The sequence below is a fragment of the Opitutus sp. genome (genome assembly GCA_024998815.1).
Lineage (GTDB): Bacteria > Verrucomicrobiota > Verrucomicrobiia > Opitutales > Opitutaceae > Rariglobus.
Genome location: JACEUQ010000002.1, coordinates 153,320 through 171,641, shown reverse-complemented (window position 1 = coordinate 171,641; position 18,322 = coordinate 153,320). Strand labels below are relative to the sequence as shown.

Below are 18,322 nucleotides of genomic sequence, written 5' to 3'. Positions count from 1 at the left end.
GCTAACGGACGCTAATTCGGAACGATGGAAATGCGTGTTTTATTAGCGGCCATTAGCGTTCATTAGCGGTTAAAAAATGCCCGTTTCCGTTATGAAGCATCCCCTCGTTGTCGCTACGTTTGTTGCCTGCGGTTTCTTGTTCGCTGCGGTGCCGCCCGCTCACGCCTTCAGCACCGTGCAGCTCAAAAACGGCGCTCGTCTCGACGCCGAGGTCATTTCCGAAAAAGCCGACCGCCTCGTGGTCGATCTCGGCTTCACCGTTCTCGCCGTTCCGCGTGACGAGATTGAGAGCGTAAAACCCCGCGCCGAGGCCGGTGACGCCGAGCCGGTGGTGGAAACCGCCACCGCCGACCTTTACCGCGTTGCCGCCGGTCTGCCGGTGCTCTCGGTCAAAGAAAATGTCGACCGCGTGGGCGAGGCCGTGGTTTTGGTGCGCACGCCGGTCGGCCTCGGCTCGGGTTTTTTGATTCATCCGTCCGGCTACATCGTGACCAACGAGCACGTCATCGCCGGCGAATATAACATCAGCGTTACCCAGTTCCGGCGCGGCGCCACCGAGTTGGAAAAGGTCCAGTACAACAAGGTCCGCATCGTCGCCCTCGACGCCCGCCTCGACCTCGCGCTGCTGAAAATCGAGGACGCCAGCCCGACGCCGTTTCCTGCCGTGTCGCTGGGCGGTGAGGCTACACTCAACGACGGTCAGGCGGTTTTTGCCATCGGCAGCCCGCTCGGCCTCGATCGCACGGTTTCCCAAGGTATCATCAGCTCGCACGCCCGCCTGCTCGACGGGCAGCTTTACATCCAGACCACCACGCAAATTAACCCCGGTAACTCCGGCGGCCCGCTGTTTAACCTGCGCGGCGAGGTGGTCGGGGTGAACAACATGAAGGCGATGGAGGTCGGCGTGGAAGGGCTCAATTTCGCCATCCCGATCGACGTGTTGAAAAACTTCCTGCGCAACCGCGACGCCTTCGCCTTCGACCCGCGTAACCCCAACGCCGGCTACCGCTACCTGCCACCACCCCAGCCGGTGAAGGCCAACGGCGGCGCTGCCGCCAAACGCTGAATATATCCTCCATGCATCTGATCCAAAAAGTAGCGCAGACTTCCAGTCTGCTTCGATCCACAAAACCAACCCGAGCAGACTGGAAGTCTGCGCTACTTCTCCCCGTTTTCCTTCTCGCGGCCACCTGGCTGCCGGCCTCCCCGAAGCTGCCGCTGGCCAATTTGGTCGACGACCAAACGCTGCTCGCACTCTCGGTGAGCGATGCGCCGGCCCTCTTGCGCGGCTGGGACGCCAGCCCGCTGGCCGCCTCCTGGAGCGACCCGCAAATCGTCAAATTCCTCGCTCCCCTGCGCGAGCAGATGCAGGTCGATCAATGGGACGCCGATACCCAGGCCGCCACGGGTTTGAGCGTGCGGGAGTTACTCGGTTTGGTCGAAGGCGAGGTGTTGTTCGCCCTGCCTTCCTTTGATTTTAGCCAGGCTAACTCCACCACGGTGCCGGCTTTCTTGCTCGCCCTGGAAGTCGGCTCGCGCGGGCCAAAAATTGTCAAAATCCTGGCCGACGCAGCCGAGAAGCGCGGGCTAAAGGAGGAAACCGAAACCTTCGCCGGCGTGCGGGTGCAGGTGCGGGCGCTCAGCGCGTCCCGTGATACGGACGCGGACGCCGACGCGGCTGGGGCCACGGCGATCGAAACGCGTGCACCGCGCACCCTGGCCTGGGCGCTGGTGGACGGCGTGTGGTTGATCAGCACCACTAAGGAGCGGGTGTTTACCGCGATCGACGCCGTGCATCAGGGCGGGCTGTCGGCCTCACTGGGGGCGAGCGAACGCTTCCAGCGCACCCGCCAGCGCGTGGGCCCGGCGCAGGCGTTGGCTTACCTGAATCTGCCGGCGATTTATCCGCTCATTCAGGAGGCGGTGGTGGCCTCCAAAACCAAGGCGGGTGCCAAGCCCAATACCTTCGGCCTCGATCCTGAAGCGATCCTTAAGGCCCTGGGTCTTGACGTGTTGGGCGAGGCTTACGCGGCGGTGGCGCTGGAGCCGACTCAGGCGCGGCTCGACACCGGCCTGGCCTACACGGAAGAACGCGGCGTGATGCAACTGGTGGCTTATCAGCCCGGCCCGACGTCGCAGCCCGACTGGGTTCCGGCCAAATGGCCCAACGTCTCCACAGCGCGTTTCAGCGTGCCCAAGGCCTATGCCGGGCTGGAGGCGCTGGTCAACGCGGTCAGCCCGATGCTCTTCGGCATGGCGCAGGGGCAACTGCGCTCGTTCGACAAAAAACTCGGCGTCGACCTGCGCCGCGACCTGATCGGCAGTCTTGGCGACGACCTGGTGACCGCCTACGCGCTGCCGCCCGGGCTGGACGCGGGAACCGTGCCGGCGTGGACACAGATGGACCAGTTGATCGCCGTTTCGTTGGTCAACGAGGAGGCGTTTCTACGCTCGGTGAACGCGCTCAAGGCGCTCGCCGGACCGGCTGCCGAGCAGCTGTTCACGCAGCGCGATTATTTGGGTAACACCCTCTACACGCTCAACGTACCGACTGCGCCCGGAGCCAGCGGGGCTGCGCGGGGATTTAGCTATGCGATCGCGCAGAAAACGCTGCTCGTCGGTATTGGTTCGCCGGCGACGGTGGAAGGCGCGCTGCAGGGCATGGCCTCGGGGGCGGGCGGGTTTTGGCAACGTGCCGACGTGAAAGCCGCGCTCGCCGACCTGCCGTCCGATGCGGTCTCGTTGCAAGTTCAGGATCTTCGCGTGTTGCTGGCCTCGCTGGTCGAGTCGGTTGTGGCGTACCAAGCCGCGCTCAACGCCGGAAAACCCGCCGATGCGAAGCCAGCTTTTGTGGACGTGAAAGCGCGTCCAGATGCTGACGTGTGGGCACGTCACTGGGGGCTTTCGTCGGGTTACGTGACCCGCACGCCCGAAGGTCTGTTTAGCACCACCCGGCTGGTTTATCCGCAACCCTGACGACGGCTTGGAGTAGCGCAGACTTCCAGTCTGCTCCGCTCCGTCCCCACCACCAACGATCCAGCAGACTGGAAGTCTGCGCTACTTTCCGGAAACCCAACCCTACGAATGCGCTCTTTTGTTAACATCGGCTCGACCGCCTTCACCGGTTTTGGACTGGCCTTGGTTTTAGCCTCCGCGCCCGTTCACGCCGCCGCCCCCGAGGTCGTGCTCGCCGGGCCGCTGGTGCAAAAACTCGATTGGAACACCCGCTCGCTCCAAGCCGCCGACATCAACGCCGATGGCCTGCTCGACCTGGTCGTCGCTAACAACGACCGCGCCACCGTCGATATCCTTTTTCAACTCAAGGCCGGCACCGACCCACTCGCCGCAGTGCCGCTCTCGGGTTCGACTCCAGCCGCAGTCTTAGGCGGCAAAACCGCGCGCGCCAACCGTTGGGAGCCGGTGCTTGAGGACGCCCGCTTCCGCCGCGAACGCGTTACCACCGGCGTCACGATGTACGATCTGGCCACCGGCGACCTCAATAGCGACGGCCGCCCCGACTTGGTTTACACGGGCGATCCCCAAGCCCTCACCGTGCAATACCAGCAGGCCGACGGCGCCTGGTCCGAGACTCGCCTGACCGAGGCCCCCGCGCCAAGTCTGGCGGTGGGCAACCTGCGTCTGGCCGATCTCAACGCCGATGGCCGCACCGATTTGGTCATGCTTGGGTTGAAGGAACTGGCGATTTTTTACCAGACCGAGACGGGCGAACTCGCCGCCCCGGTGCGCCTGCCGCTCGCCGATGAAAACTGTTACGGATTGGAAATTGTCGAGCTCGACGGCGACCTCCGCCCCGATCTGGTTTATCTGAGCAACACCCGCCGTGATGCGCTGCGCGTGCGTCTGCAAAACGCCCTGGGCCAGTTCGGCCCCGAGCAGCCTTACGCCATCAAGGACGCACGCTGCACCTTGCAAATCCTCGCCCCCGCCGACGCCGCCAAAAAGCAACCGGCGCGCCTGGTCTTCGCCCAGCAACGCACCGGACAATTGGAGTTTTTTAACCTGGAGTCGGGGAAACAAGCAGCAGGGAAAAAGGCGGTGGGGAAAAAGGACAAGGCGGACGCCGTCCCCGTGCTGCGTCCGCGGGTGTTTACCCCGCGTGCGGCCGGCAAGACTGCCGCCGCCTACGCCACGGGGGATTTCAACGGCGATGGGCTTGACGACATCGCGGTGAGCGACGCCGATGGTGCTCAGGTTTTTGTCTACTTCCGCCAGCCCGATGGTGGCTTCACCGTGGCTGAGCGGTTCCCGGCATTTGCCGACATCCGCAGCCTGGCGGCGGGTGATTGGGACGGCGACGGCCGCGCCGAACTGGTGGTTGCCAGCACTAAGGAACAAGCGGTGGGTTTGGCGCGGTTTAACGCCGAGGGCCGCCTCGATTATCCGCAGCCTTTGCCCGGGACCGGTCGGCCGCTGGCGGTGGCCGCCGGCGACCTCGCGGGCACGAAAACCCTGACGATTGTCGTGCTGCGCGAAGAGAAGGGTAAACGCTGGCTCGATTTTATTACCCGTAATCCGGCTGGTGAGCCCGTCATCACACTCACGGTGGATTTACCCGGACTCAAAACCGACCCGCGCGGGCTGCGTCTGGTCGACGCCAATCAAGACGGGCTGCTCGACGTGACGGTGTTCACGCCGCTCGATTCGCTGCGTCTGTACGTGCAGGCCAAAGACGGCGCGTTTACCGATGCGGCGGCCACGGCGGGTTTCCGCAAGGGGCTGGTGGATAATTTGGACGCGAGTGCGCTGTCGCTTGGTGATGTGACTGGCGACGGCCGACAGGAGTTATTGGTGAGTGCGGGCGGTTTTGCCCGGGCGCTGCGGGTGGATGCGGCGGGCGCGCTCACGGTGGTGGATCAGTTCAACGCCCGCGACAGCACCGCCGAGATCACGGCGGCGTGGGCCTTGCCGGCGGCCAAGGGCAAGCGCCCCGAGGTGTTGCTCTACGACCGCAAGGGCGAGCAGTTCCAGCGCCTACGGGCGAACGCGCGCGGGGTTTACGAGGTGGTCGACACGGTGCCGGTGGGGCGCATCGACGTGGTCGGAGCCGAGCTGAAGATCGGTGCGAAGGCGGGCGCGGCGGAGCTTTTCGTGTGGGGCAAAGACCGTTTTTGGTGGCTGCCGCTCGGGCAGGGCGACTTCACCGCGCGCACGGTGGAAACCTACACGACCGACCTGCCCGAGGTGGCTTACAGCGATGTGGTGGCGGGCGACCTCACCGGCGACGGGAAAGCGGAACTCGTTGCCCTCGATCCGGAGCGCAACGTGGTGGAGGTGCTGGCGCGCGACGAGGCGGCGAAAACCTGGGTGAGCCGACTGCACTTCCGCGTGTTCGAGACCGATGAGCACCACCAAGGGCGCAAAGGTGAGGCGTTGGAGCCGCGAGAAGTCGTCGTGGCCGACGTGACCGGCGATGGGAAAAAAGACCTCCTGCTGCTCGTTCACGACCGGGTGCTGATTTATCCGCAGCCGTGAGGAGGGGGAGGCGGAGCTGGAGTTCGGAGCAACGTCCAACATCCAACATTGAACGTTCAACATCCAACGTTGAGCACCCAAGCGTTAACTCGCTGATCGCTGCTCCCCGTTGAAGGTTGGATGTTGAACGTTGAATGTTGGACGTTCTCCCCATCTCCGATTTCCGCCGCCTCCGCTCCGGCCTGCCCGCTACTCGCTACTTCGTTTCAGGCACCGTGCAGGGCACCTTAAGCGTGAACACGCTGCCGACTGGTACACCGGGGCGCATGCTGATTTCGCCATCGATTACACGCGCGATTCTCGAGACCAGCGCCAGGCCCAGCCCCGCCCCGGACTGCTTGCGCGTCAGGCTGGTATCTCCCGGGGTGAACAGGTTGAACAAATTCTCGCGCTGGCTTTGCACGATTCCTTCACCCGTGTCGGTGACTTCAATGATCAGCGTCTGCGTGGGGTGATCATAGTTTAGGTTTACGCAGACCGATCCGGTCGAGGTGAACTTGATGGCGTTTTCCATCAGGTTATCGAGGGCGGTTTCAACCAGACCGGAACGGCCGTGAACCATGAGCAGGGGCGGGGCGGTGAAACTGGACTGAAGCGTCAGGCCCTTGGCCTGCGCCGCCGTGCGATGGGGTTCAACCGAGCGCGCAAGCAACCCGGCCGGTTGCAGGGGCTGGGGCGTCCGTGCAGGGGTTCCGTCCAGCTGAAGATAGATCAGAATCCGGTTGAACATCCGGTTGAGCCTGGAGCTCGATTCGGTGATGATTTGGCCCATTTTCTGGGTCGTCGGGTCAGTCTGCAGGCAGAGCAGGCTGGCGGCACCATGGATGCCGTTGAGCGGCGTGTTGAGCTCGTGACTGACGCAACGCAGGAAGGCGTCTTTGGCGCGATTGGCCCCTTGTGCGGCAGTGAGCGCGGAGGCCAACTCGGCGGTGGTTTGGGTGAGTTGCGCCGTGCGTTCCGCGACCCGTTTTTCCAGGTTACGTACGTGTGCTTGATTCTCCATAGCCAAGTGCCACTTGCGGCAGAGGGCGGCGGCAATCTGGTGGATCTCAATCGCGTCGAAAGGCTTTTTGAGCAGCAGAACGCCGTCGCTTTCGGGAAACGCATTCAGCAGGTCGCTCCACGAGTAGTCGGCGAACGCCGTGCACAGCACGATCTGCATGTCGGGGTGTTGCTCGCGCAGGCGGCGGGCGGTTTGCACCCCGTCGATGCCTGGTGGCATACGCACATCGAGGATGGCCAGCGCGAAGGGCTCGCCGATTTGTTGGGCGTTGGAGGCGGTGGCCAGGGCTTCCTCGCCTTGTTTCACATGGGTGAGCGCGTAGGTCGGCGCCACCGGGGAGTTGGGCTCCATGTGATTCGGGGCGAATTTTGCCATGCCAGGCAGGCCAGCCAACGCGTCGGTCTCGACCGCGAAGATGTTGCGGTAGGATTCGTGCAGTGCCGGGGTGTCGTCTGCGATCAGGATGCGGGAAATAGCTGAGTACATGGAAATGTTAATCGTTGGAATGAACGGGAAGTCGAAGCGTGAACGTGGCCCCAAGTCCGGGGCCTGGGCTGCTGACGAAAAGCTCGCCGCCCATCATTCGGGCGGCATTGGCCGAGTTGTGAAGCCCAAACCCGTTGCCGCTTACCTTAGTGGTGTAGCCATAGGTGAACAGGCTCAGGAGTTTGTCCTCCGCTATGCCTTCGCCGTTGTCCGTCACGGTGAGGCTCAGTAGGCCGCCGTGGGCCGGTCCGATGGTCAGGGAAATGAGTGGGGCAGCCGGTGTGTGAGTGGCGATGGCGTCGTGGGCGTTGATCAACAGGTTGACGAGGATTTGCACCACCAGGTTGCGGTCGGCGTAAACTTCAGTGGCGTCGAGCGCACACTCGTCGATTGAGCTGTGGGGCCCGCTGCGCAGGCAGTCTCCATTTCGGCCGCACGTGGCATCGAGCGGGCACCCAGCGATGACACACGGTTGACGCGCGATGGTGCGGGCGAGCAGAAGGGCTTCCTGAAGCGCCTCGCGTAATATAAAAAACTCGCAGTGGCGGTGGGTACGGGCGAGCGACTGCTGGCTGGCGACGATGCGTTTGAGGTGGCTGTTGCCGGCTTGCAGGATTTCGACCAGCCGGGTGGTTTCGGTCAAATCGGTGGCCAGAGCTGCGGTGATTTGCGCCAACAGCGTGCGGAGTTCGGCGCCGTCGGCATGGGCGCTGAAAACGGCCGCCGTTTGCGTTGAGGCGGGGGCGAGCAACTGGCTCAACGTGGCCAGCGAGCGGCGGCGGGTGTTGGCCAGCCGGGTCGCTACTAAGTCGCTGGAAATGCTGATGCTCGTCAGGGTGTTGCCGATATTGTGGATCACCCCGGAGGCGACCTCGGCCATGCCGGCTTCACGGGCGAGTTGGCTCATGGCGTGCTGGTTGTGGCGTAGCGCCTCCTCGGCGGCCTCACGCTCCTCGATCTCGCGGTTGAGTTTATAGACTTGCCGTGCGAGCCGGGCGTCGCGGCGCGCGATCTCGGTAAACATCAGGTTGATGGCGATGGACAACTCGATGACTTCGCTGCAACCCGTCACCGGAGCCCGGGTTGCGAAATCGCGTTCATGCGCCACGCGCAGTGCGGTGGCGGCTAGCTCCGTGATGGGTTGGGCGATCTGGCGTTGGAAACGCCGCGCGATAAAAAAGACCGCCGTTCCAGCCAGTAGGAATGCCGCCGCACACACACTTCCCCAGGTCACGATCGCTTGGCGCAGCTCGCTGCGGATGTCGGCAGCGACCGTGAGGAGCCCATAGGTTACCCCGTCGTGGACGATGGGAATCGCCGTTTTATAGGGGTTAACTTTGTCGCAGAATTCAGCGCAGGTCGTATTTACTGGAGCAAGTGGGCTGAGGTAGAGAGCGAACAGTGCGTGGTTCGTATCTTCGATCTTCGCGCAGGTAATCAGCGGGTCGTGGCTGAGCGAATGGAGTAGTTCGGTGGCAGTCGTGGAGTCGTTGAAGGCGAGTGCGGCAGCCACGTTGACTGCGGTGATGCGGGCGGTGGCGGCCAGGGAATCACTCAGGCGGGCCTGGGTTTGTTGATAGTGGTAGGTAAATAGTCCACCTCCCACGGGTAACAGCACGCAGGCGCAGGTGAGCAGGGCGAAGCTCAGCACATGCCTGCGGATCGAGTGTGTCAGGGGTGGAATCGTCTTCATCGGCTAACCGGTACGGGCCGGGCTAGGGCCAGAATTCGGGAGTTGAGGTTGAGGCCGGCGGCGCGAGCTGCCGCACCAGCGATATCGAAGCGCAGATACGAATCCGCTCGGTACAGTTGCACGAGTCCACCTTGGACAAGGAAGTCCGTGGCAGGCGAGATGGTGAGTACGGATTTGCCCCGCAATGCCTCGAGCGCAGTCGGGATCGGCACGCCCTGGCCCTCATCGTCGAGCGAGGGATTGAGGTAGACCAGGTGGCACTCGGCGAGGTCGGTCTCGTCCTTAATCCGCAGGACCTGCACGGGGTGTCCGCGAACCTGCTGGCCCTCGACGAGGCGGATAAGCGTATCGCGTAACGGTCGGCTGCCGGACACGCCGATCACATAGGGCTCACTCGCCGAGCTCGGACGCGAGGTGCCAGCCGAAGCGCTGGCGGGCCATTCGGTGAAGCGCACGAAGTTGAGCAGGTAGGCGGCGGTGGCCGTGTCGGTGTCGATCGCGACCGAGTTGGCCTGCGGGGCCGCGCGCAGGCACGGGACGAGGGCGGGCACGCCCAGCCAGAACAGGGCAAGTGCGCTGCGGCAGGCAAAGCGAACCATGGGAGACCGGCGCGGCATCAGAAATTACGGACCAAACGCAGGATGACCGTGCGCGGTGGGGAGATGATGGTGCCGTCGTTTTTGGCGTCAGACCAACGTGAGTTGGCCACGTTGTAAACCGAGAGCGAAATTTCCCAGCGTTGCCACACCGGCGCGGCGCGCAGCGTGCAGTTCACCACCACGTAGTCGTTCATCTTCGAGCGTGCAGTGCTGAAATCGTAGCGTGCACCGACGTACTGCAGTTCGGTGGAGGCGCGCAGCCAGTTGCCATAAACGGGGGCGGTGGCGTTGAGTTTGCCGAGCAGTTGCGGGGCGTCGCCCACATCGCGCGAGGTGGCCTCGTCCTGGGTTTGCTGGAGGGAGGCCGAGGCGCGCAGGTGCAGGCCGGAGTCGAAGCGGGCGGTGCCGCCCAGTTCGCTGCCCTGGGTGGTGAAATTGGAGGTGTTGGCGTAGTCGAGGATCAGGTCGGTGGACTGGGTGTAGTATAGCCGTGCATCGGCGGCCCACACGCTCGAGAAGCGCTGGTCGCAACTGAGCTCCCAGCTCTGGTTTTTTTCGGGTCCGAGGTTGGGGTTGACCGTCACCGAGGGCTCCGTGGGGTTGCGCTCTTCGAGGTTGGGTACTCGGAAGGCTTCGCCGTAGAGCAGTTTGACCGTGGTGCTGCGGGTGGCGTCCCAAATCAGGCCGGTGCGCGGGGTCACCGCGCTCTCGCCCGTGCTGTAGTTGTCGTAGCGTGCGCCGAGCGAAAGCCGCAGCGGTTTAAGCAGCTGGTAATCGACTTGAGCGAAGGGGCTGATGTTGGAGGTGGACGCGCGCGTGGACGGCGAGGAATCGTCGGGGTGGGTGAGGTTCGTGTTGTCGGTCTCCTGCTTGAGATTGTTTTGAAGTTCGATGCCGAGCAGCAGGCTATGGCCTTCGACGAAGAGCTGATGCCAGCGCACCTCGTTGTTGAGTGAAGCGGCGGTGGCGGTGGAGTGATGCTGGTCGAAGTGGGCGCTAGTGGTGTTGGTGGTGTCGGGTTCTACGAGGTTCAGGAACTGGCCGTCGTAGTGGTAGTAATCCACGCCGGTTTTGGCGGTGAGGGTGGCGTCAGGCAGGGGCTGGCCGGTGGCGCGCAGCAGCCAGTAGCCGCGCTCGTCGATGGCGCTGGCTTTGGGGTCTAGCTGGGTGATGTAAACGGTCGGCAGTACGTCCTTTTGGCGCTTTCCGTAGGCGGCTTCGCTCTCCAGTCCGCGCCAGGCGACGCGGGCGTAGGCCTGGCGCTGGGTCGTGCCGTCGTTGTCCGTGGACTTCTCTGCGTTGGAGCCGGTGGCATCGCGCCAGGCTTGCGGCAGGGCAAAATTGCTCTCGCCGCGCGAGTCGCTGGCGGTGGCCGAGACCAGGTACTCGACCCCGCCCGGCGTGCGGTTGCCCACGGACACGCGGCCCTTGGCCCCGGGGGATGAGTCGACGCTGACGGAGGCCTGTCCACCGGCCAACTCGCGGCCTTTTTTTGGGATGATGTTGATCGCCCCGTAGAAGGCGCTGCTGCCGTAGACCGACGAGCCGGGGCCGCGGATGATTTCGATGCGGTCGATGAGGTCGGGATCGAGCAAAAACTCGGTGCCCACCGAGCCCTGTTGGTAAATGGCGTCGTTGATGCGGTGGCCGTCGACGAGCACGAGGGTGCGCGAGTTGTAGTCAAAGGAGCGGGTGAAACCGCGGTTGCCGATGTAATCGTAAAAGCGGTCGCTGCGGATGTGGAAGCCGGGGGCGCTGCGCAAGGCGTCGGCCAAGGTGCGCCAGCCGTAATTGCGGATGTCGGCCGCGGTGAGTACGGTGACGCTGGCTGGAGCTTGGCGGATGGATTGATCGTATTTGGATGCGCCGGTGACGGACTCGACGGGCATCTGCATGAGTTGCTCAAGCTCTAGATTAGCCAATTTTTCGACCGGGGCCGCGCCCGCTAGAACGGTGAAGGGGGCGACGGCGACGGCGCCGAGCAGAAATGAGGTTTGCAGAAATTTCAGGGTAAAGACGCCGCGTTCTTGAGATCCTGAAAAATTCACCATGGGGGAGTAATCGCCATGTTTCCCTTAAATATAAACATGTTTTTTGCGTGAAAATGGTGGGATGCGGGAAGAGCGGGATGAATCGAGGGACAGGGAATTGGCTTGGATGCGCAGGGGCGATTTCCCCACGTGGCGCCCGCGCTGGGGGAGGCGAACAGCCAACGGAGGCGAACGGAGGTGAACATCCAACATCCAACATTGAACGTCCAACATCCAACGGGGGGCGTTCATGTTCAACGGTTCGATGTTGGACGTTGAATGTTCAATGTTGAATGTTGGACGTTGCCAGGAACGGCTTCCGCTAAGGCCAATCAGTCCGTGGGCGCGAGGATTTCGACGACCACGGCCGTGGTGTTGTCCCGACCTGAGTTAGCCAGCGCCTGCTCAATCAGCCGATGCGTGGCGTCCTTTTCGGGGTGGGCGGGATCGGGGTGACGCAACAGGTCGTCGAGGTGGTGATCCCAAAGGCCGTCGATGAGGCCGTCGGTGCACAGCAGGAAGCGGTCGCCGGGCTGGTAGTTAACCGCGCCAATGTGCGGCTCGATAAATTGGTGTCCAGCGCCGAGGGCCTGCTGGATCACATTGCGGCGCGGGTGGGTGCGGCATTGGCGCTCGTTGAGCTGGCCCTGGCGGCGCAGCCAGCCGACATAGCTGTGGTCGTGAGTGAGTTGGCGCAGCTCACCCCCGCGCGGCAGGTGGTAGATGCGGCTGTCGCCCAAGTGGCCGAAGTACATCCATTCGGGAGAGAACCAGCATAGGCTCAAGGTCGCGCCCATGCCCGCGCATTCCTCGTAGGCGTTGCCGAGTTTGAGCAACGCCTGGTGGCTGGAGTCAAAGAGTTCACCCAGCAGGTCGTTGAAGCCGCTGCTCAGGCCCTGGGCGGACAGGCGGTAACCTTTGGGCAAGAGCCGGGTGATGTGGTCGATGGTGATGCGGCTGGCAAATTCGCCGGATTTTGCGCCGCCCATGCCGTCGCTTACCGCAAAAACAAAGTCGCTGGAGGCCATGGAGGCTTCGCCGGTTTTGCCAAGGTAACGTACATCGCGACCGTCAAAGGTGACGCCGAGGAACGCATCCTCATTGTTGGAGCGCACGGGGCCGCGTTCGGTCAGTCCCGACCAGCGAAGGCGGGGCGAAGCAGCGGTTGATGGGGGGAGGGACGACATGAAAGGGAAAACGGGGTGTGTGAAAAGTTCGATCGGCGCTGCGGAGTGCTCACCTGAAATGAATACTGTTCATATTTGCGCAGCTCAGGCGTGGGGTGTGGGTAAAAATGCGCAGCCGCTCACGGCGCCAAGGACGGCGCGGGTGGGGGAGCGGGAGGTGGGTCCAGTAAGGTGGCCAATTCGAAGTCGATCACGCAGAGCCTCCCGTCGGTTTTGCGGTAAGTGATGTTACGCATAAAGGCGTCATCGTGGCGGACGCCATAGGCCTCTAACTCGTTAAAAACCTCCTTCATGCGTTCATCGCTGATGTGTTCGATCATGATGCCGCAGTTGGTGGTGATGATCTTAAGGATTTCGGGTTCTGATTCGAGCAGGCGGGGCACGAAGTCGCAGCCGCGCTCCTCTAAGTGCTTGAGCACGCGGACCTCGTTTTCAAAGCGCTCGCGTGCCTGGTGACCGCGGAAGGTTTTGTGCACCCGGCCGTCGTAGCCGATGCGCACGAGGGCGCGGGCGGTATCTTTGACCTCTTGCATGGTGTTTTTGACCATCGTAGGGCGACGCGGTGCTGGCAAGGGCGAGTTTGGCGCCCAGCGGTAAGGCCTGTGTCGGGGGAGGGGGGGGCGGTGAAATTCTCACGCATCATCCCCAACTTCAGATTGCCAGTGGCATGTGAAATGCTAATTCCTTCGCAGGTTTCATTTCGTGTTCTCACGGGCCAAAACCTCCGTTCGATCACCTCCAAACCTACATCTACACCACCTCCTCATGGCCAAATACAAATTGGAATACATCTGGCTCGACGGCTACAAGCCCGTCGCCAACCTGCGCAGCAAGACCCAAATCAAGGAATTCGCCGCTTTCCCGAAGCTCGAAGAACTTCCCCTTTGGGGCTTTGACGGCAGCTCGACCCAGCAGGCCGAGGGCCGCAGTTCCGACTGCGTGCTGAAGCCAGTCGCCATTTATCCCGATGCCACCCGTACCAACGGTGCCCTCGTGATGTGCGAAGTGATGATGCCGGACGGCAAAACCCCGCATATCTCCAACTCCCGCGCTACCATCGTCGACGATCCCGACACCTGGTTCGGCTTCGAGCAGGAATATTTCTTCTATCAAGACGGTCGCCCGCTCGGCTTCCCCGAGGGTGGTTATCCCGCTCCCCAAGGCCCTTACTACACGGGCGTTGGCTTCAAGAATGTGGGCGACGTTGCCCGCCAGATCGTCGAAGAGCATCTCGACCTCTGCTTGGAAGCCGGCATCAACCACGAAGGCATCAATGCCGAAGTGGCCAAGGGCCAATGGGAATTCCAAATCTTCGGCAAGGGCTCCAAGCGCGCCGCCGACGAGGTCTGGGTTGCCCGTTACCTGCTGATCCGCCTCTGCGAACAGTACCAGATCGACGTCGAGTTCCACTGCAAGCCGATCCTCGGCGCCTACCAGCAGGCCCTCGATTGGAACGGTTCCGGCATGCACGCCAACTTCTCCACCAAGTTCATGCGCGAAGTCGGCGGCAAGGACTACTTCGAGAAGCTGATGGCCGCATTCAGCAAGTACTGCGCCGAGCACATTGCCGTTTACGGTCCGGATAACCACCTCCGCCTCACCGGTTTGCACGAGACCCAGTCGATCGACAAGTTCTCCTACGGCATCGCCGACCGCGGCGCCTCCGTGCGCGTCCCCCACAGCTTCGTCAACGCCGGCTACAAGGGTTACCTCGAGGATCGCCGTCCGAACTCCGCGGGTAACCCCTACGAGATCGCCTCGCGCATCCTCAAGACCATCCAGACGGTCCCGACCGCCTAAGTCTTGAAAAAACTCAAGCTGGTGCGGCTCGACCTGAGCCGCCTCAGTTTTTAGCGAAGCGGCCCTGCCACATCGGCGGGGCCGCTTTTTTTTGCGACCTGCTTTTCGACCGGAAACCCTGAGCTCACGCTCAAGGCCACGCTGAGGGTCCACTGTTGGCTACGCTGGCGACATCCCGAATCCCAGGAGCACCTTGGCGCATCAGGCCCGCAGCATCCCGTGGCCCTGAGCGTGAGCTCAGGGATGCCCCACGGCCCAGCCGTTAGGCTGACTTCGCCGGTTTTAATGGGATAACCGCCTTTATGGCCGAGACTAACGCCTCCGGCGTGAACGGTTTCCTGACCTGGCCGTTAACCCCCAGCGCCGTGATTTTCGGAAGCACTTTGTGGTCGGTCGTGGACGTGAGCATGATCACGGGGAGTTTGCTCAGCTCGGGGTGGGATTTGAGCATGGTGAGCATTTCCAGGCCGTCCATGGTCGGCATGCTGACGTCGATGACCAGCAGTTTTGCCTGGGTGCGCTCCAGGGCGAACAGCCCGGTGAAACCGTTGGTCGCCTCGTGAACCACGCAGTCGAAGGGCGCGAGGGCTTTTAGGGCGATCAGGCGCACCGCTTTGGAATCATCAATGACAAGAATAGGAACGGGCATGGGACGGAGAGGCGTGAGCGCGGTGGCTGAAAGGTGGTGCAGGCGGGCGAGGCGCTCGGTGAGAACGCTTATAAGAACGCGTATGAGCGCGAGTCGCGGCTGACATGGCAAAGAGATTGCGCGGGGAGCGGCTATTTTAAAGCAGGTGCGCGCTTGGCAGCGGGGCAAGTTGGGGGCAAATTGGGGTCACGATGAGCCTCCTGGAATACGCACTCCTGGCCTTCGGTTCGCTTTTTGCGATCGTCGACCCGCTCGCGGTGGTGCCGGCGTTTGTGACCATGACGGCGCGGGATTCGCGTGCTGAACAAATTCGTATGGCGCGGCTGGCCTGTGCCGTGGCGGGGATCGTGCTCACGCTGTTTGTTTTGACCGGCCCGTGGATTTTTAAGCTGTTGGGCGTGACCCTGCCGGCGTTCCAGATCGCGGGTAGTATCCTCTTGTTTTGCATCGCCTTCGACATGCTTCACGCCCGACCCACCGGGGCGCGGGAGACGCTGGAAGAGGTGCAGGCCGGTGTGGCCAAGGACGACATTGCCATCACCCCGCTTGGGGTACCGATGCTGGCCGGCCCCGGGGCGATCTCGGCGGTGCTGATTCTGCGCGCTCAGGCCCAGGGAATTTCCCAGCATTTGGCGCTGTTGGGGGCCATCGGGCTGGTGTGTGTGACGGGCTATTTTATCCTGCGCTTCGCCGTGCTGGGGACGCAGTGGTTAAGCCCCTTGGTGTTGAAACTCACCGCGCGGCTCATGGGCTTGCTGCTGGCGGCGGTGGCGGTGCAATTTGCCCTCAATGCGCTGCGCCAACTCGGGGTGCCGTTGCAGTTCTGAGGTGTGCTTTGAGTTCTGCGGGCCGACGAGGTGTTTTTGCCCCTGTGGATAGGTCGAGCCTGTCCCGAAAGCATAAAAACCTAGCAGTGAACTATTAGCATAAGTTTAATGATGCCTAAAGAGGGGTAATTCCCTGGTTTTGGTCAAAAAAAAGCCGCTATAATCGGCCATGAAGTCAAAACCCGTATCCGCCACCTCGGCCATTGCCCTGCAACGCTGGTTGCGTCCGGCGCTAACGCCAGTCGGTGCCAATAAAGATTACGCCGAGTTTCGCCAGCAATTGGAAGGACTCGACGCGTTGTTGCGTGGCAGCCACTTGGAGACGATGGCGATGGACTTTGCCAAGGCGGGGGCAGGCCAAGCCAGTGTCGCACAACTACGCCAGCGTATGGAGTTTGCGCTCAAAGCGTTACGCTTTGAAGTGTTGCGGGTGCATTTGGGCAACATATCCTTTCGCGAGCTTTCCCGTAGCATTGCCTCAAGTGATTTACTGGCGGATTTTTGCGGTGTTCGCACGCTTGAGGGAATCAAGGGGGCGTCCAAAAGTGTGCTGGAGCGGGCCTCGAAGTTTTTCACCGCCGAACAGGTGCGCTGGATGGGGCAAGTGTTGGTGGAGATGTGCGGCGAGAAGGATCGCGCCACTGAACTCGGGTTGAGCGCGCCGCTGGACATGGATGTTTGCCTCATCGACGGCACGTGCTTGGAGACCAACATCCACTTCCCGGTGGACTGGGTGCTGTTGCGTGATGTGTCCAAGACTTTGCTCAAGGCCATGATTTTAATCCGCCGCGCTGGACTGCTCCACCGTATGCCTGAAGAGCCGGAGTGCTTTGCCAAGCAGATGAACAAGTTGTGCATGTCAATGACCCACGCAGGCCGCCGCAACGACGCCAAGCGCGCGCGTAAACAGATCCTGCGCAAGATGAAGACGCTGTTACGCACGATCGGAGAACATGCCCGCCGCCACCGCGACCTGTTGGCGCAGAAGTATAGCCAAACCCATTACAGCCAACGCCAAACCAAGCGGATAACCACCCGCATCGACGCTATGCTCGGCCAACTGCCCGCCGTCATCAAGCAGGCCCACGAGCGCATCATCGGCGGACGCCCGGTGCCCAACGACCAAAAGATCCTCAGCGTGCATGAACTTGATGTGAACGTACTGGTTCGCGGCAAAGCAGGGAGCCAAGTCGAGTTTGGCAACTCGTTGCTGTTGAGCGAGGCGCTCTCCGGTTTAATCACCGACTGGCAACTCTACCAGGGCGCGGCTCCGGCAGAATGGTGCCAACTCGAGGAAAGCCTGGCGCGGCAGAACCGCTTTGACCTGAGTGCGCCGATTAGCGCGGTCGGCACCGACCGCGGCTTCGCCACCAAAAAAACTTCCGCAATGCTCAAGCAACAAGACGTTTACGATGCGGTATGCCCGCGTGATCCGCACGCGCTCAAGGAGCGTTTGAGCGAAAAACGCTTCGCCCAATTGCAGCGGCGCCGTTCGGCGACCGAAGCGCGCATTGCGATCCTCAAACAACGCCTCGGCGGACGCTTGCGCTGTAAAGGGTTTGCCAACCGCTACCGTTCGGTGGGTTGGAGTGTACTCGGTCACAACCTCTGGCTGGTGTCACGAATCCTTGCCGAGGAAATAACACTTCCGCTGGCCGCTTAATTCAATTTTCCGGCAAAAATGTGAATAACCCTGGGGCTCGCCCCGGCTTTGCCGTACCTTACTACCGCGCTTGGGGGCGGGAAAAATCGATTCGGGCCGCCGTTTAACGTCGCTGGGGTGATTCGTGCCACCTCGTTCGCCCGCAATCCCAATGGACCTCTGCGCACTTTTTAAAAATCCGGAAATTTGGGACAGGCTCTAGGTCGGTGAAGATTCTCGTTGAACCAGAGGGCAAGCCCAGCACTGTCCACCTTGGCCAGGCGCCATGCATGGGCAGGCGCGTGAACCCCGCCAGGACCGGAAGGTAGCAACGGTAACGACGTCCTCCTAGTGCCGTGGAGTGCCTGGCCACTTGTTTTTCCCCCCGCCCGTTCCGCCCGTCCGCCGGACGGGCTCCGGCCCAAACTCACGGGTTTGCCGGCTCAGGTGCCTCAGGCGGACTAGGTGGACGCGGATGATTACCACTGGGCCCGCCGGATGGACGGCCTTCGAATTGCTTGGGGCGGTCCTTCATCCATTGCCGGCGCCGTTCGTTTTCCTTGGCGCGGATCTCGCGAAGTTTATCCAACTGTTGAGGTGTGAGGATCTTGGCCAGATCGGCGTCCATTTTGGCGATGAGTTCGCCCGAACGACTGAAGGCATCACGGGAGATACTGCGCAGCTCCTCGGATGTCCGGCCGATGATGGGGCGGATCTGCTGTTTTTGCTCGGGTGTGAGATTGAGCTGATCGGCGGCGCGCCCACCAATCAACTCGACGGCGCCGCCGCGCGGCTGAATGGGTGGGGGCTTGGCGTAGTGTTCGCCTAGGCGGAAACCCGCGAATCCTCCGGTGACGGCGCCCGTCAAAAAGATGCCGCCGACGGCGAGTACGACTTTGATGTTGGCAGCCAT

At 62.2% G+C, this 18,322-nt stretch carries 14 protein-coding genes and 1 other RNA gene; 7 read left to right on the top strand and 8 right to left on the bottom strand.

Annotation, left to right across the window (positions count from 1 at the left end; all coding sequences use genetic code 11):
• Nucleotides 1–91 precede the first annotated feature (91 nt).
• From H2170_08615 to H2170_08605, 3 genes are all read left to right on the top strand, one after another.
• Nucleotides 92–1,066 (top strand): trypsin-like peptidase domain-containing protein, encoded by a 975-nt coding sequence (locus tag H2170_08615; GenBank protein ID MCS6300145.1) that lies wholly within the window; start codon nt 92–94, stop codon nt 1,064–1,066.
• A gap of 11 nt (nt 1,067–1,077) precedes the next feature.
• Nucleotides 1,078–2,976, top strand: coding sequence for a hypothetical protein (locus H2170_08610; GenBank protein ID MCS6300144.1), 1,899 nt, complete (start codon nt 1,078–1,080; stop codon nt 2,974–2,976).
• 108 nt (nt 2,977–3,084) lie between these two features.
• A complete protein-coding gene (locus H2170_08605) occupies nt 3,085–5,493 on the top strand; it encodes a VCBS repeat-containing protein (GenBank protein MCS6300143.1) in 2,409 nt (802 codons plus the stop codon).
• Between the two features lie 196 nt (nt 5,494–5,689).
• On the opposite strand, the gene H2170_08600 is transcribed toward H2170_08605, so the two are convergent.
• From H2170_08600 to H2170_08575, 6 genes are all read right to left on the bottom strand, one after another.
• Nucleotides 5,690–6,982 carry a hybrid sensor histidine kinase/response regulator gene (locus tag H2170_08600; protein MCS6300142.1) on the bottom strand — a complete coding sequence of 431 codons (1,293 nt, stop codon included), beginning with the start codon at nt 6,980–6,982 and terminating at the stop codon, nt 5,690–5,692.
• Nucleotides 6,983–6,989: 7 nt separating this feature from the next.
• Nucleotides 6,990–8,675, bottom strand: coding sequence for a HAMP domain-containing protein (locus H2170_08595; GenBank protein ID MCS6300141.1), 1,686 nt, complete (start codon nt 8,673–8,675; stop codon nt 6,990–6,992).
• Nucleotides 8,672–9,274 carry a YfiR family protein gene (locus tag H2170_08590; protein MCS6300140.1) on the bottom strand — a complete coding sequence of 201 codons (603 nt, stop codon included), beginning with the start codon at nt 9,272–9,274 and terminating at the stop codon, nt 8,672–8,674. Before H2170_08590 ends, H2170_08595 begins: the two co-directional genes overlap by 4 nt.
• A 17-nt stretch (nt 9,275–9,291) precedes the next feature.
• A complete protein-coding gene (locus H2170_08585; GenBank protein ID MCS6300139.1) occupies nt 9,292–11,325 on the bottom strand; it encodes a TonB-dependent receptor in 2,034 nt (677 codons plus the stop codon).
• A gap of 311 nt (nt 11,326–11,636) precedes the next feature.
• On the bottom strand, nt 11,637–12,491 hold the full coding sequence (locus tag H2170_08580) for a serine/threonine-protein phosphatase (protein MCS6300138.1): 855 nt from the start codon (nt 12,489–12,491) through the stop codon (nt 11,637–11,639).
• A gap of 119 nt (nt 12,492–12,610) precedes the next feature.
• On the bottom strand, nt 12,611–13,024 hold the full coding sequence (locus tag H2170_08575) for a serine/threonine protein phosphatase (GenBank protein ID MCS6300137.1): 414 nt from the start codon (nt 13,022–13,024) through the stop codon (nt 12,611–12,613).
• A gap of 232 nt (nt 13,025–13,256) precedes the next feature.
• On the opposite strand from H2170_08575, the gene H2170_08570 reads away from it, so the two are divergent.
• On the top strand, nt 13,257–14,291 hold the full coding sequence (locus H2170_08570) for a glutamine synthetase beta-grasp domain-containing protein (GenBank protein MCS6300136.1): 1,035 nt from the start codon (nt 13,257–13,259) through the stop codon (nt 14,289–14,291).
• Between the two features lie 262 nt (nt 14,292–14,553).
• On the opposite strand, the gene H2170_08565 is transcribed toward H2170_08570, so the two are convergent.
• Nucleotides 14,554–14,940 (bottom strand): response regulator, encoded by a 387-nt coding sequence (locus H2170_08565; GenBank protein ID MCS6300135.1) that lies wholly within the window; start codon nt 14,938–14,940, stop codon nt 14,554–14,556.
• 191 nt (nt 14,941–15,131) lie between these two features.
• On the opposite strand from H2170_08565, the gene H2170_08560 reads away from it, so the two are divergent.
• The 3 genes from H2170_08560 to ffs all read left to right on the top strand — a co-directional run bounded on the left by H2170_08560 (nt 15,132) and on the right by ffs (nt 17,783).
• Nucleotides 15,132–15,767, top strand: coding sequence for a MarC family protein (locus H2170_08560; GenBank protein MCS6300134.1), 636 nt, complete (start codon nt 15,132–15,134; stop codon nt 15,765–15,767).
• A 169-nt stretch (nt 15,768–15,936) separates the two neighbouring features.
• Nucleotides 15,937–17,430 carry a hypothetical protein gene (locus H2170_08555; GenBank protein ID MCS6300133.1) on the top strand — a complete coding sequence of 498 codons (1,494 nt, stop codon included), beginning with the start codon at nt 15,937–15,939 and terminating at the stop codon, nt 17,428–17,430.
• A 254-nt stretch (nt 17,431–17,684) separates the two neighbouring features.
• Nucleotides 17,685–17,783, top strand: an RNA gene (gene ffs / locus H2170_08550) — signal recognition particle sRNA small type.
• A gap of 53 nt (nt 17,784–17,836) precedes the next feature.
• On the opposite strand, the gene H2170_08545 is transcribed toward ffs, so the two are convergent.
• A complete protein-coding gene (locus H2170_08545) occupies nt 17,837–18,322 on the bottom strand; it encodes a hypothetical protein (GenBank protein ID MCS6300132.1) in 486 nt (161 codons plus the stop codon).

Bases quoted from the DNA above. Each gene is read 5' to 3' on its own strand.
- H2170_08615 (MCS6300145.1), top strand. From the start codon at position 92: ATGAAGCATCCCCTCGTTGTCGCTACGTTTGTTGCCTGCGGTTTCTTG.
- H2170_08610 (MCS6300144.1), top strand. From the start codon at position 1,078: ATGCATCTGATCCAAAAAGTAGCGCAGACTTCCAGTCTGCTTCGATCC.
- H2170_08605 (MCS6300143.1), top strand. From the start codon at position 3,085: ATGCGCTCTTTTGTTAACATCGGCTCGACCGCCTTCACCGGTTTTGGA.
- H2170_08600 (MCS6300142.1), bottom strand. From the start codon at position 6,982: ATGTACTCAGCTATTTCCCGCATCCTGATCGCAGACGACACCCCGGCA.
- H2170_08595 (MCS6300141.1), bottom strand. From the start codon at position 8,675: ATGAAGACGATTCCACCCCTGACACACTCGATCCGCAGGCATGTGCTG.
- H2170_08590 (MCS6300140.1), bottom strand. From the start codon at position 9,274: ATGGTTCGCTTTGCCTGCCGCAGCGCACTTGCCCTGTTCTGGCTGGGC.
- H2170_08585 (MCS6300139.1), bottom strand. From the start codon at position 11,325: ATGGTGAATTTTTCAGGATCTCAAGAACGCGGCGTCTTTACCCTGAAA.
- H2170_08580 (MCS6300138.1), bottom strand. From the start codon at position 12,491: ATGTCGTCCCTCCCCCCATCAACCGCTGCTTCGCCCCGCCTTCGCTGG.
- H2170_08575 (MCS6300137.1), bottom strand. From the start codon at position 13,024: ATGCAAGAGGTCAAAGATACCGCCCGCGCCCTCGTGCGCATCGGCTAC.
- H2170_08570 (MCS6300136.1), top strand. From the start codon at position 13,257: ATGGCCAAATACAAATTGGAATACATCTGGCTCGACGGCTACAAGCCC.
- H2170_08565 (MCS6300135.1), bottom strand. From the start codon at position 14,940: ATGCCCGTTCCTATTCTTGTCATTGATGATTCCAAAGCGGTGCGCCTG.
- H2170_08560 (MCS6300134.1), top strand. From the start codon at position 15,132: ATGAGCCTCCTGGAATACGCACTCCTGGCCTTCGGTTCGCTTTTTGCG.
- H2170_08555 (MCS6300133.1), top strand. From the start codon at position 15,937: ATGAAGTCAAAACCCGTATCCGCCACCTCGGCCATTGCCCTGCAACGC.
- H2170_08545 (MCS6300132.1), bottom strand. From the start codon at position 18,322: ATGGCTGCCAACATCAAAGTCGTACTCGCCGTCGGCGGCATCTTTTTG.